General features: G+C 62.1%; 14 protein-coding genes and 1 pseudogene. 11 read left to right on the top strand and 4 right to left on the bottom strand.

Annotated features, from left to right (window positions below; translation table 11 throughout):
• Positions 1-322: calcium-binding protein (locus tag KHO41_RS19845; protein ID WP_211954991.1), on the top strand; the 322-nt coding region annotated here is incomplete at its 5' end.
• Between the two features lie 49 nt (positions 323-371).
• Here KHO41_RS19845 and KHO41_RS19840 read toward each other — a convergent pair.
• Positions 372-1046 (bottom strand): hypothetical protein, encoded by a 675-nt coding sequence (locus KHO41_RS19840; RefSeq protein WP_211955000.1) that lies wholly within the window; start codon positions 1044-1046, stop codon positions 372-374.
• Positions 1030-1392, bottom strand: a pseudogene (locus tag KHO41_RS42075) (zinc-ribbon domain-containing protein); the annotation flags it as partial. The pseudogene KHO41_RS42075 and the gene KHO41_RS19840, both read right to left, overlap by 17 nt.
• Before the next feature lie 311 nt (positions 1393-1703).
• Between KHO41_RS42075 and KHO41_RS19830 the strand changes: the two are divergent.
• Positions 1704-3161 carry a sensor domain-containing diguanylate cyclase gene (locus KHO41_RS19830; protein WP_342344470.1) on the top strand — a complete coding sequence of 486 codons (1458 nt, stop codon included), beginning with the start codon at positions 1704-1706 and terminating at the stop codon, positions 3159-3161.
• Positions 3162-3191: 30 nt separating this feature from the next.
• Here KHO41_RS19830 and KHO41_RS19825 read toward each other — a convergent pair whose 3' ends face one another.
• Positions 3192-4175, bottom strand: coding sequence for a zinc-dependent alcohol dehydrogenase family protein (locus KHO41_RS19825; RefSeq protein ID WP_376989759.1), 984 nt, complete (start codon positions 4173-4175; stop codon positions 3192-3194).
• Positions 4176-4227: 52 nt separating this feature from the next.
• On the bottom strand, positions 4228-4647 hold the full coding sequence (locus KHO41_RS19820; RefSeq protein ID WP_211954988.1) for a DoxX family protein: 420 nt from the start codon (positions 4645-4647) through the stop codon (positions 4228-4230).
• Between the two features lie 535 nt (positions 4648-5182).
• Here KHO41_RS19820 and KHO41_RS19815 point away from each other — a divergent pair.
• The 9 genes from KHO41_RS19815 to KHO41_RS19775 all read left to right on the top strand — a co-directional run bounded on the left by KHO41_RS19815 (position 5183) and on the right by KHO41_RS19775 (position 11953).
• The gene (locus KHO41_RS19815) at positions 5183-6019 is read left to right on the top strand and encodes a universal stress protein (RefSeq protein ID WP_211954987.1); all 837 of its coding nucleotides are present in this window, start codon (positions 5183-5185) and stop codon (positions 6017-6019) included.
• A 37-nt stretch (positions 6020-6056) separates the two neighbouring features.
• A complete protein-coding gene (locus tag KHO41_RS19810; RefSeq protein WP_244873912.1) occupies positions 6057-6554 on the top strand; it encodes a universal stress protein in 498 nt (165 codons plus the stop codon).
• Positions 6555-6666: 112 nt separating this feature from the next.
• Positions 6667-7344: a hypothetical protein gene (locus KHO41_RS19805; RefSeq protein ID WP_211954998.1), complete on the top strand. Its 678-nt coding sequence runs from the start codon at positions 6667-6669 to the stop codon at positions 7342-7344.
• A gap of 94 nt (positions 7345-7438) precedes the next feature.
• Positions 7439-7990: a hypothetical protein gene (locus KHO41_RS19800; protein ID WP_244873911.1), complete on the top strand. Its 552-nt coding sequence runs from the start codon at positions 7439-7441 to the stop codon at positions 7988-7990.
• 228 nt (positions 7991-8218) lie between these two features.
• A complete protein-coding gene (locus KHO41_RS19795; RefSeq protein WP_244873910.1) occupies positions 8219-9229 on the top strand; it encodes a hypothetical protein in 1011 nt (336 codons plus the stop codon).
• An 81-nt stretch (positions 9230-9310) separates the two neighbouring features.
• Positions 9311-10147 carry a bestrophin-like domain gene (locus KHO41_RS19790; RefSeq protein ID WP_244873909.1) on the top strand — a complete coding sequence of 279 codons (837 nt, stop codon included), beginning with the start codon at positions 9311-9313 and terminating at the stop codon, positions 10145-10147.
• Positions 10148-10285: 138 nt separating this feature from the next.
• Positions 10286-10642, top strand: coding sequence for a hypothetical protein (locus KHO41_RS19785; RefSeq protein WP_211954984.1), 357 nt, complete (start codon positions 10286-10288; stop codon positions 10640-10642).
• A gap of 304 nt (positions 10643-10946) precedes the next feature.
• Positions 10947-11297: a hypothetical protein gene (locus KHO41_RS19780; RefSeq protein WP_211954983.1), complete on the top strand. Its 351-nt coding sequence runs from the start codon at positions 10947-10949 to the stop codon at positions 11295-11297.
• Positions 11298-11353: 56 nt separating this feature from the next.
• Positions 11354-11953: a universal stress protein gene (locus KHO41_RS19775; RefSeq protein ID WP_244873908.1), complete on the top strand. Its 600-nt coding sequence runs from the start codon at positions 11354-11356 to the stop codon at positions 11951-11953.
• The last annotated feature ends 51 nt before the right edge of the window (positions 11954-12004 follow it).

The raw sequence follows: 12004 nt of genomic DNA, 5'->3' as shown, positions 1-12004 counted from the left end.
GGAAATCGTCGTCGACGCTTACGGTTCAGAAGAGCGGTCGATGGCGTGGTACTACTACCTCGAGGAGCAACTCACCGTTCCGTTTGAAGCTGAGGTTTGCAAGAGATCGCCAACCTCGCCGCTCAGCCCCGGTGACCGGGTTCAGGTGATCGCAATGGCTCCCGAGGACGTGTGCGAGTCTGAAGCCTTCGTGTGGATACGATGGAACAAGCGCAAGCTTGCTGTCCCACTAGCGCAACTCGTGCCACTGGCGAGCGACGAGATGACGCAGCAGGCCATTGCCGATTGGCAGTACTGGCAGGACCGAGGCTATCAGTTCTGACATCAGATCGTCCGTCGTGATGCCATAGCATCCGCAGCCACCACAACGCCTATGACCTGCCGGAGCAGTATTCCCAGGTCAACACGGGTTCCGCTGACGGATACCGCAATGCCAGCGATTGCGCCTCCTGCTTGCGAGCGATGGCGAGTGCATGCAGGAAGCAGGCTTCGGCTTCCATGACGCGGTGATTGTCTTCAACCAGCGGGGGCGGTACCAGCAGCGTCAGCTCGCCCTTGAGCCGATGCAGTTCCGCCTCGTAGAGCCGTTCTTCCGTACGGTCAGCCACGGCCAGCGCCTCGTCTACCGCAGCGAGCCCGGCCTCGATCTGTCCGGCCCTGGCACAGGTGTCGGCCATCAGCGCAAGAAAATGCGTGCGCAACAGCTCAGCGCCTGTGGCGCGGTATGCGCTCAAACCATTCCGGATAAGATCCACGCCCTCGGCCGTACGTCCTTCCTCTGCCAGCGCCCAGCCTGTCAGCATGGTTCCGCAAGCCAGCCCATACGGCAACGCATAGTCGGTGGCGAGCGCGACGAGCGCCTGGGCCAGGTCGTGGGCCGGCTCGAGTTCTCCCCGGAACAGGCGGAGTTGCGCCGCCGCGAGCAAGGCATCTGCCGAGTCGGAAGGATGAGACGGCGTCTGGGACAGGGCAAGCGCCTCCTGGCAGCGGGTGCAGGCCTGATCCGGATAGCCGAGCAGCCACAGGTCCCTCGGGATCGAGATCATGGATCAACGCTGTCGAACCAGCCATATCGGCGAACAGCGCAGTGACCATCTTGCGTTCGCCGTCCACCTGGCCGCGGGCTTCCATCTCGGCCTGAGCGGCCACGATACGCTCGGCCAGATAGGGAGGGGTGTAGTCGATCGGGGTGCCGGACGGCGTTCCTGCAGCGCGCGCGGCTGCGCCTGAGGCGCCGGTGGCGTTCAGCGCAGCGCCGCATTCGCTGCAGAACTTGGCATTCGCAGCGGCTTCCTGTCCGCAAGCGGGGCAGACGCGCAGCTGCCTGGCGCCACATTCCTCACAGAACTTGGCACCGTTCGGATTTTCGTATCCGCAGCTCGCGCACTGCATGGCGCTTATCTCCTGCTTGGAGCCAGCGACAGTCAACAATCCATTCTAATCAAGGCGGCCATGGCATGTGGAACAGAAGATGTGCGGCTAACGGCCTATATGCGGAATGAGATCTGCCGTCGACATCGTCAGTCTGCAAGACCATGGATCCACGAGGTTAAAATCGCGCGCTGGATTCAGTTCTGATTGATGTGCTTCATGCGACGCAGTTCGAGACGGCTAAGGGTGTTATGGGGATAACCAGGCTTGCTGCCGCATGTCTTGCACGCCCGTCTCTGTTCATTGTGGGGGCGACTGCTGCTGCGGTGGCCATGGCATGCGTTGCCGCCGTCGCCCTTTACGAAATGCGCCAGGACGCATTCGCACGCGCACGCGATTCCGCAGAGAATCTCTCGTTGATCCTGCAGCGCGATATTGAACGCAACATCGAGGTTTACGAGCTTTCGCTGGAAGCGGCTATCGACGGTGTCAAGGAGCCGGCGATCTTGCATTTGCCGCCCGCCATTCGCCAGCGGGTGCTGTTTGACAGGTCCACAAACGCTCAGGATATCGGTTCGCTTTTCGTCACGAATGCCGTAGGGGATGTCGTGTTTGAATCCCGGTTCGCAACGCCGAGGCGGCTAAACCTTAGCGACCGGGATTACTTTGCGATTCACCAGCGCTCGGCCGATGCCGGGCTCTTCATCAGCAAACCATTCTCTCCGCACGTGACAAAGGCAGAGACATCCATCGGCCTGAGCCAAAGGTTGACGGATTCGCAGGGGCACTTTGCCGGCGTTGTTGCGGGAACGCTGAGGCTGAATTATTTCCGGCGCCTGTTCGACGGCATGACGCTGGGGGACCATGGCTCCATCACGTTGATACAAAGCGACGGAACGGTGCTGATGCGACGTCCTTACAAGCGTGAGGATATCGGCCAGAGCATTGCGGGTGTCCCATCATTCGAACCGCTGATCCAGTCGGACAATGGTTGCTACATTGGTACCGCGACCCTGGACGGTGCGCAGCGCCTCTACAGTTTCAGGCGTATCGGAAAGTATCCATTGATCGTTGTTGTGGGGCTCGCACTCCAGGACATCTATGCGCAATGGACGCAGCGTGCCTGGGCTATCGGCGGCGTTGTGACGGTGCTCGATGTGCTGATCATCTGGATGTCGGTGATGTTTGCGAGGCTATTCCGGAAGCGGCTCGAGATGGAGAATCGGCTTCACCTGCTTGCTACGACGGATAGCCTGACCGGGGTCGGCAACCGCCGCGTCCTGAGTTCGACGCTGGAGACAGAGTGGAAACGAGCCAGCCGGGATGGGAGGAGTCTGTCCGTACTGATGCTCGATGCCGACAACTTCAAGGCGCTCAATGACCGGCACGGTCACGCTATCGGTGATGAAGCGCTAAAAGCGATTGCTCAGTGCATTACCAAAAATATCCGTCGCCCGGGAGATTTCGTTGGCCGTTATGGTGGCGAAGAGTTCTCCGTGTTGCTTCCAAGCACGGACATGAAAGGGGCAATCAAGATTGCGGAGAACATTCGCGCAGCCGTGATGGCAACGGAGCTGGCGGGTATGGGCGCCCAGCCTGTTCCTCTTAGCGTGAGTATTGGAGTGGCGACTTTTGACGGCATGGGTTCTCCCGCCGAAACGTCTGAACAGCTTCTGCGCAAGGCTGACCACAGCCTTTATCAGGCAAAGGCCGCTGGTCGTAACACGATCATGCCGCGCCAAACGCATGGCGAAGCGGCGATGGTCGGGGATCCCTGGCCGAGTACCTGAAAGCCGCTGCCAATCCAGTCGGAAGGACCATCACATGCGGAGCACGGCCGCCCCGGCCAGACGGCCAGCGCGCAGGTCATCCAACGCGGTATTGGCACTGGAAAGAGGATAGGGCGTGGTACGTATATGCAATGGCCACGCGGCTGCGGCTTCCATGAGGCCGTGGCCGTCGGCACGCGTCAGGTTTGCTACGGAGACGATCCGCCGTTCTTCCCATAGCTGGCGATACGGGAAGGAAGGAATGTCGCTCATGTGAATGCCCCCGCAGACCACCGTGCCACCCTTGTCGACAGACGCCAGCGCTGCAGGCACGAGGGCGCCGTCGGACGCAAAGATCAAGGCAGCGTCCAACGTGGCGGGTGCCTTGTCCTGGCTGCTGCCGACCCAGGCGGCGCCGACATCCGTGGCCAGCGTCTGGGCGGCGTGGTCCCCGGGCCGCGTGAAGGCGTAGACAGTCCGGCCTTGCGCCACCGCGATCTGCGTCACGATATGCGCGGCGGCGCCGAATCCATAGATGCCGATACGTTGCGCATCCCCGGCCGAGCGCAGTGTCCGAAAGCCGATGAGGCCGGCGCAGAGAAGCGGCGCGGCATGCTCGTCGTCGTACGCTTCCGGAATGCGAAAACAATAGCTGGCATCGGCGACCACGTACTCGGCGTATCCGCCGTCACGCGTATAGCCGTGGAACTGGGGTGCGTCGCAGAGGTTCTCCCTCCCGCTCAGGCAAAAGCGGCACTGCCCGCAGGTGTGCCCCAGCCACGGCACGCCGACCCGCTCGCCGATTGACAGTCCAACGACACCGGCGCCGAGCGCGTCGATGCGACCAACGATTTCATGGCCCGGGATCAGCGCGGGCTTGGGCGAGGAGAGGTCTCCATCCACCACATGCAGGTCCGTACGGCACACGCCGCACGCCGCCACACGGATTCGCACTTCGCCGGCTTCCGGGACTGGCACTGGCACCAGGCGGTCAGCAAGGATTGGGCTCCCTCCGTCGAAAACCATTGCGCGCATCGTGGCGTTCATGGTGCAAGACTCCGGCTGATGGCGCATCGCGATTCTCCAGTTACTTCGGCTCATGCCCGCGTGATGATTCAATCGCGAAGACGACAAGCATCCCGCCCAGGATCGCGACATTTTTCAGAATGTGGTTGAACTGATTCCAGGAGTCCGCGAGATCGGCGCGCCAGAAGCCATGGAAGATCAGGGTGGTCGGCACCAGAAACACCGCGAGAAGCAGCGCTCCCCATTTCGCGTTCCAACCGGAAATCAGGGTCAATCCGCCGGCAATCTCGATCGTCATGGCCAGCACCAGCAACAGACTTGGCATCGGCAGTTCAGCGCTCGCAATCCATGCTGAATATCCGGCGAAACTGCCCATCTTCATTAGACCTGAAATCAGAAAAAGGGAGCCAAGCAGTGCGCGGCCGACGGAATACAGGCGAGCAACGGTTGTGGGCGTTACAGAGATAGTGGCCGTGGTCATGGCAATGCTCCGGAATCGACAGGGCAAGTGGGAGCGATGCCTGCGCAACGCTTTCACTCTGGATTCAGCCTATGACTTCGGTTCCGGGCACGGTTGCTGTAGATCAACGAGCCTTGAATGGGTGGGGTGACGATGTGAATACCCTGGGAGAGCCAAAGCGGCTCTGTGCGGGACGCAAGAGACTCTTGAGGATTCCGGTGTTCCGTATGTATCGATCATCGCACTTGCACCTGTGGCTCAGACGATGGCAAGTACGGCCGAAGAGCACTACTGCGACAGCATCGTGCCGGGGGCAGATCCCTGGTCGCGAATCACGTCATGGGTTGGCGGGAGGATTGCGGGCGGGCGTGATGCGGCGGACATCGGTTCCCTTGACGGTTGTCAAGGCTCGCGCGTCGCGGGAGACCAAACTGGATTTCAGGATGCCGCCCGTGCACGGGCAACATGCACATCTGGAACCACGTCTGGTCATCCTTCCGCGTGGCCACATTCGGTGTAACGGCCAGCCGTTCGACCTTCAAGACAAGGAACAACCATGAACTACAGCAGCATTCTGGTCCATCTGGATCGCAGCAGGCATACGGCGACTCGGCTTGCGCTGGCCACGCACCTGGCGAGTTCCCATGATTGTCCGTTGATCGGCCTCCTGGGCAGCTTCATTCCCGATCCCGCATGGTTCTACCTGATGGACAACGCCGCAGACTATATCGAAAGCGACCGGCAGCGGCGCCGGTTGATCGGAGAGCGCATCCGTCATCAGTTCCAGGAAACGACAAAGGATCTTGGCGCCGGTGTGGAATGGCGGGCAGCCGAGCACGATGTCCTTTCCACGGTGCTGCGCGAGTCGCGCGAAGCCGGCCTGATCGTCGCGGGCCAGTACGACGCCAATGGCGAAGAGGGCCCGCTTGCCACCCAGGTGCTCGAAGCGTTGCTGCTGGAAAGCGGTCGGCCGGTACTTGTCGTTCCGTGCGACGGGCAATTCGAGGCAACCGGGGCGCGGGTGATGGTGGCATGGAATGGCAGCCGCGAAGCGGCACGGGCCCTGCATGATGCGCTGCCGCTCATTGGGGGAGCGACGGCACGCATACTGTGCGCCCAGACTGCTGCCAAGGAAGCACGTCCGGACGCCACGCCGGTCGCCCATGCGGTGCGCGTCCTGGAACGACACGGCGTGACGGTGGAGGTCGAGCATGGCCCGGGCGGTTCCGACCTGACCATCGGGGAATTGCTGTTGTCCCGGGCCGCCGATTTCGACGCCGACCTGATCGTGATGGGCGCATACGGCCATGGGCGCATGCGAGAGCTTGTGCTCGGGGGCGTCACGCGCACGCTGCTGTCGTCCATGACGGTGCCCGTATTGTTCTCGCATTGAAATTCGGATCGGCGCGCCGGTGCCGGATCGTGGACCAGTGAATATCTCGGTGATGGCGCCTTGCGGTTCAGGCATGCAGCAGGAGAAGGCAATGTACAAAAAGATTCTGGTGGCGATAGACGGAAGCCAATGCGGCGATCTTGGCCTGGCGGAAGCCATTGGGCTGGCCGCGGCGAGCGGTGCGGAGCTGGACATCGTGCATATCGTCGATGGCGGATACGAAGAGCCGGAGGTGCGTGCCGGCCTGGTCCGGGCAGGGCACAGGCTTCTGGCCGAGGCGCAGGCGAAAGCGGAGTCGAAGCAAGTGCGCAGCCAGGCAATCCTGGTCGACCAGATTCTCGAGCTCGGCGATCTCGGCAAGCAGGTTCAGCAGATTGCAGAAGAGCGTGGCGCCCAGATCGTGGTAGCCGGTACGCATGGCCGCTCGGGCATCGGTCGCGTATTGATGGGAAGCGTCGCGGAAAGCCTGCTGCGCCACGGCAGCTTGCCCGTATTGCTGGTGAAGGCAACCGGACATGGCGGTGCGGCGTCCTGATTCCGGTTCTGGCACCCACGGCCGGGACTGCGGACACAGCGTGCGGCGCCCGCAGGCTGAGACGGCGAAAGCATCCATGCCGCCGCCGCGGGCCAATTCCCGGGCAACCGGCATGCTCGATGCGGTGGATGTACAACCGGACCGGGGCGAAGGCCGGGGCGCGGTGCTGGACGTGGTGGATCGCGTTTCCGAGATGTGCTTTGGCCTGTTCATGGCGCTGACCTTTGTCGGCGCGGTTTCGTCGGCGAGTGCCGGCGCCGGCGCGAGCAGGACCATGCTGCATGCGGCGCTGGGCTGCAACTTGGCGTGGGGACTGGTGGATGCGGTCATGTATCTGGTTCGGACCATCGCCGCAAGAGGGCAGCGACTCACGCTCGCCATGGCCATCAAGCACGCGTCCGACCGGCCGACCGGCATCCGCCTGATTCGCGACGCGCTTGCACCGGGCATGAAGGCACTGGTAGCAGACGCGGAGCTGGAAGCCATTCGCGCGAGGCTTGCCGCCGCAGGCCTGCCGGCGCGCCCGCGCCTGCAATGGGCCGACCTTCGCGGGGCAGTGCACATCTTCTTTATTGTGGTCTTGACCACGTTTCCCGTGGCACTGCCCTTCGTGCTGCTGAGCGACGTGCCAAGTGCCCTGCTGGTCTCGCGTGTGCTAACGATCGGCATGCTGTTCCTGGGCGGCGCGGCGCTCGGTCATTACGCGGGATTCGGGGCAATGCCGGCTGGTTTGGGTATGACGGCCCTGGGGGTCACCCTGACCATGGCGATCATTGCGCTGGGCGGCTGACGTGCGGCCCTGCTTGCTGCCGATAATGGCCCTGCTGGCTGCGGGAGTGTTACACGCGCAGACACAAGGCCCACCCGCCGGGGCGGCTGCTGGTTTGGATACGGCGGAGCCGTGGAATTTCTCGGCAGCGGCCTACTGGAACATGCCGCGCCAGGGCCAGAGCTACGCCAGCGGCATATTCGGCGCAGACCACCGCCAGCTTCACCTCGAGGCAAGGGCCAACTATGAAGCCATGCATTCGCAGTCGGCATTCATCGGCTGGACGTTCTCGGGAGGCGAAAAGATTCACCTCAGTGCCACACCCATCGTCGGCGTGGTCGCCGGAGAGGCGCACGGACCCATCGCCGGGCTCGAGGCGAGCGTAGGCGTGGGCAGGCTGGACTATTACCTGGAAGCGGAGTATCTGCCTGCCCACGCCGGCCGTTCAGGCTACCTCTATGCCTGGAGCGAACTGGCCTATCGACCGGTCGAATGGATACGGCTCGGTATCGCCATGCAGCGCACGCGGATCTATGGCGGCGACAGGGACATCCGGCCCGGAGGGCTCCTCCAGTTGACCGTGCGAAACTGTACGGCGGGCGTCTATTGGTTCAATCCCGGCGCCGATTCTCAGGTCGTGATGCTCTCGCTCGCGTTCCGCTTCTAGCCCGCTTTGCCGGGCTTGCGCTGCGTCAACGGCCGCTTTCTGCGCTCTCCTACGCTATCTGAAGACCCATTTCATCCGGAGGGGGATGTCCCTCTTGCCATGCGTGCACCGGCGTTCCGCAATGCAAGCTGCCTGAAACAGGCAACCACCCGGACGGCAGTCCGCTTCGCAGCGCTCGTGCATGCCGTGGCGATAGCATCAGGCTCGTTGCTTTCGGCGTGTACATCGTTGGGACCCACCACCATCATCGCCGATCGTTTTGACTACAGCGCGGCCATTGCCGATTCATGGAAGCAGCAGACGCTGCTCAACATCGTCAAGCTACGCTACATGGATCTCCCCGTGTTCGTGGATGTGGCCTCCGTAGTCAGCGGCTATTCGCTTCAGGCGGGGGTGTCGGTCAACGGTACGTTGTCTTCGGCACGCGCGGTCCAGGGGGATTTCATCGCGGCGGGCGTGCAGGGCGTCTATACGGACCGGCCGACGATCACCTACACGCCGGCAACAGGACAGCGCTTTGTGCACGGACTGATGGAGCCGATTGATCCGCGCAACATCTTCTTCATGCTGCAAAGCGGCTATGCCGCCGATTTCCTGCTTGGCATGACCGTTGAGTCGCTCAATGGCGTGCGTAATCGTTCCACTGCCAGCGGCATGATGCGGGAGGCCGATCCGGAATTTGTGCGCGCCATCTCTTTGATGCGCGAGGTACAGGCTGCCGGCGCCTTCGCGATGCGTGTCGAAGAAGACAAGACTCGGGGATCCATGGCTGTCCTCTTCTTCCGCAGGGAAGACATGCCTGCTGGCGTGATCGCGAAGGTGGATGAGATTCGCCGGCTGCTGAGGCTGCCCCCGGACCGGCAACGGTTCGTGCTCAGGTACTCGCCGGCTCGCGGCGCGGAGGACGAGCTGTCGGTCAACAGCCGGTCCATGTTGCAGATCATGCTTGCGTTGTCCAGCTACATGGACGTCCCGGACGAGCATCTGGCCGAGCGAAGCGCGTTGCCGGGCGTTGAGCGCACGTCACCGGCGGCCGAGGACGAGACCGTTCGGATTCGTTGCGGCAAAGCCAAGCCCGCGGATGCCTATGTGGCGGTGCGCTACCGCGACTACTGGTTCTGGATCGATCAAGGCGACCTGCGTACCAAGCGCGCGCTCAATGCCGTCATGTTGTTCTTCACGCTGGTGGATACGGCCAGTAAGGAAACCCTGCCGCTGATCACGATCCCCGCCCAGTAGTTCTTTTTGGCATAGGCGCAGGAACCTTCAGCGAGAAGCATTTGCGCGCGTTTGCGGGAAGAAAATTTACGGTGAGCAAATATGGATACCACCATCAAAGACTACCCATTGCTGGTTTTCGTCGTCACGTTCAGCCTGTTATGGCTGGCCGAGAGGATCGGCGCCAGGGCCATCCGCGGGACCAGGAGTTCCTCTGCGGATGCACGGCAGGACGTAGGCGTGATTCAGGCTGCCGTTCTCACGCTGCTCGGGCTACTGATCGGCTTCTGCTTTGCCATGGCGGTCAGCCGCTACGACCAGCGCAAACTCTACGAAGAGGCAGAGGCCAATGCCATTGGTACGGAATATGTCCGCGCGGGACTGTTGCCGGCGGCCGATGCGGAGCCCGTGCGTGCGCTGCTTCGCGAGTACCTCCAGTGTCGGCTCGACTTCTATACGAACCATGATGCCGCCAGTCTGAAGAAGACCGACGCCGCGAGAGCAGCCTTGCAAGCCAAGCTTTGGGCGGTCGTGGAACGCAATGCCGCAGCCAATCCGAACGTCATCGTGGGGCTGGCGGTGGCGGGGATGAATGAGGTGCTGAACGCGGAGGGCTATACCCAGTCATCGTGGTGGAACCGGATCCCCAACTCCGCCTGGATGCTGATGCTTGTCGTGGCGGTGTGCAGCAACGCTTTGGTCGGATACGGCCTGCGCAAGAGGGAATCGGCGGGCTACCTGCTGCTGGTATTGCCCCTGGTGGTTGGCGTTTCTTTCGCGCTGATTGCCGATATCGACAGCCCACGCGGCGGCCTGATCCGCGTGGAGCCATACAACCTCATGCGTCTGGCGACTTCAGTTCATGCGGGGTCCGCAAGCGGTATTGCTCCCGCTGAAATGCGTGGCGCGGAGGGTTGGAGCGGTTCATTGGGCAAATAGCCGCTTTGAGACTTGAATTCCGGAGAAACGGGCTCACGTTATTCAAGGAAGCGCCGACTCGGTCAATCAGCCAGAGTATCGTCCACCATTCGCAAGGGCGTGCGCAGGCGCCGCGCGACCTCGATTCGAGAGGCCATCATGCTTAACAAAACCATTCCGACCCTGATCATTGCCGGGCTGGCAGCATTCGGTGTGACGCAAGCAGCCAATGCGCAGAAGAACTACATGGACGGCGGCGATCTGTACGGGGGCAGCCACGCGGCGAAGAAGGTATCCCCAAACTCGGGCGCGGCGAAGTCCGGCAAGTTTGACCCCTACACCGATGGAGCAAAGCAGTCGACCCGCTCCAGCCTGAACGCTTCGGAGAAGCGTTTCGATCCGTATTCCGAAGGTGCCAAAGCCGGAAAGTACGATCCATACACCGATGGCGCAAAGACGGGGAAATTTGACCCTTATACGGATGGCGCGAAGGCCTCTGGCGACAAGGCTCAGTAAGCCGGATCAGGAAAAAGCAAAACGGCCCGCTTCTTGCGGGCCGTTTTATTTCGGTTTTTGTTCGCGTGCATCGCTTCCATGGCCACCGCGCGGCACGACATGCTGCCAACTTGATCCAGCCCAAGTTCGGGGGCGCGGCCCAGACTACTGTTGAAACAGGCGTGTGGCAGCTAACGATGGCTAGGAGGAAGCGCTGCAGAAGAGTCGGCCTTGACGGAAGGCCGACTCCTTTTGCCGACCCGACCCGACCTGACCGTTAGCCCACGCCCAACCCCAACCTAACCTCAGCATAGAGAGCACAACCATGATCCGAAAGATTATCCCCATCCTGGCTGCAGCGTCGCTGAGCGCTCTTGGCGCGCAGAGTGTCCTTGCACAAAAGAACTACACCGACGGTGGTGACCTGTACGGCGGAAGCCACGCTCCAAAGCCGAAGAGCGAGGACCAGGCGAAGTCCGGCAAGTTCGATTCCAACACCGAAGGGGCGAAGCAGTCGACCAAGGCTGGTCTGGCGGGCAATGGGGCGACGCCGGACGCCAACACCAGTGGCGCCAGATCCGGCAACTTCGATCCCTACAGCGAAGGTGCGAAATCCGGCAAATTCGACCCTTATACCGATGGCGCGAAGAAGGCAGCCGCGGAGAAAGGACGCTAAGTCAACGCGATGCAGGGCCGGTCTTTCTTCCTGCTGGCCGGCTCTCGATCGCCAGTTTGACTTTCAGCGTCCACATCGTGAGTTACATGCCCCATCCTCGGCGCTGGGGATCCTGCCGCCGGCCGGCCCTCAATCGCAAATCTGACTATACCGAGGACGATCACATGTACCGTCGTATTCTTGTAGCCCTCGATGGTGGCGTCGCGGCTGAGGCAGGGCTGGAGCAGGCCATCCTGATTGCGCAAGCCTCGGATGCCGAGGTGGAAGTCATTTTTGTGCTCGACATCAGCGCTCCGTTCCTGGACGTAGCGGGCGCGGATCCGGTCCGAATGGCGGAGAATCTGACCACGGCTGCGGAAGGCGTGCTCGCAGCGGCCGCCACCAAGCTGGACCGGGCCAGAGTCCGATTCACGACGTGTCTGTCGGGCAGGTCCGGCATTGAGCAAGGCATTGCCGAAACGATCGCGGCGGAAGCCGATGCGTGGTCAGCGGACCTGATTGCGATGGGAAACAATGGAAACCACGGCCCGTCCGGGCCGCGCATGGGCGAGATCGCGCGCAAGGTCATGGCGCGGACCAGCCAGCCACTTCTGCTTGCACGAGCGCAGGTGGACAGAGGCCATGCGCCGAGTGAGGCGCACCGCCGCGCCGGGTGACGGTGCGCCTTTGGCAGTGAGCCCTACTTCAGTACCTCGACCATACCGGCT

This window comes from Cupriavidus numazuensis (genome assembly GCF_905397435.1).
GTDB classification, from domain to species: Bacteria; Pseudomonadota; Gammaproteobacteria; order Burkholderiales; family Burkholderiaceae; genus Cupriavidus; species Cupriavidus numazuensis.
The sequence above is the reverse complement of the archived record's forward strand: the minus strand, read 5'-3'. Positions and strand labels throughout refer to the sequence as shown.

What these genes read in the sequence shown, in the direction of transcription:
- KHO41_RS19840 (WP_211955000.1), bottom strand. Translation starts at nt 1,046, where the DNA reads ATGATCTCGATCCCGAGGGACCTGTGGCTGCTCGGCTATCCGGATCAG.
- KHO41_RS19830 (WP_342344470.1), top strand. Translation starts at nt 1,704, where the DNA reads ATGGCATGCGTTGCCGCCGTCGCCCTTTACGAAATGCGCCAGGACGCA.
- KHO41_RS19825 (WP_376989759.1), bottom strand. Translation starts at nt 4,175, where the DNA reads ATGCGCGCAATGGTTTTCGACGGAGGGAGCCCAATCCTTGCTGACCGC.
- KHO41_RS19820 (WP_211954988.1), bottom strand. Translation starts at nt 4,647, where the DNA reads ATGACCACGGCCACTATCTCTGTAACGCCCACAACCGTTGCTCGCCTG.
- KHO41_RS19815 (WP_211954987.1), top strand. Translation starts at nt 5,183, where the DNA reads ATGAACTACAGCAGCATTCTGGTCCATCTGGATCGCAGCAGGCATACG.
- KHO41_RS19805 (WP_211954998.1), top strand. Translation starts at nt 6,667, where the DNA reads ATGCTCGATGCGGTGGATGTACAACCGGACCGGGGCGAAGGCCGGGGC.
- KHO41_RS19790 (WP_244873909.1), top strand. Translation starts at nt 9,311, where the DNA reads ATGGATACCACCATCAAAGACTACCCATTGCTGGTTTTCGTCGTCACG.
- KHO41_RS19785 (WP_211954984.1), top strand. Translation starts at nt 10,286, where the DNA reads ATGCTTAACAAAACCATTCCGACCCTGATCATTGCCGGGCTGGCAGCA.
- KHO41_RS19780 (WP_211954983.1), top strand. Translation starts at nt 10,947, where the DNA reads ATGATCCGAAAGATTATCCCCATCCTGGCTGCAGCGTCGCTGAGCGCT.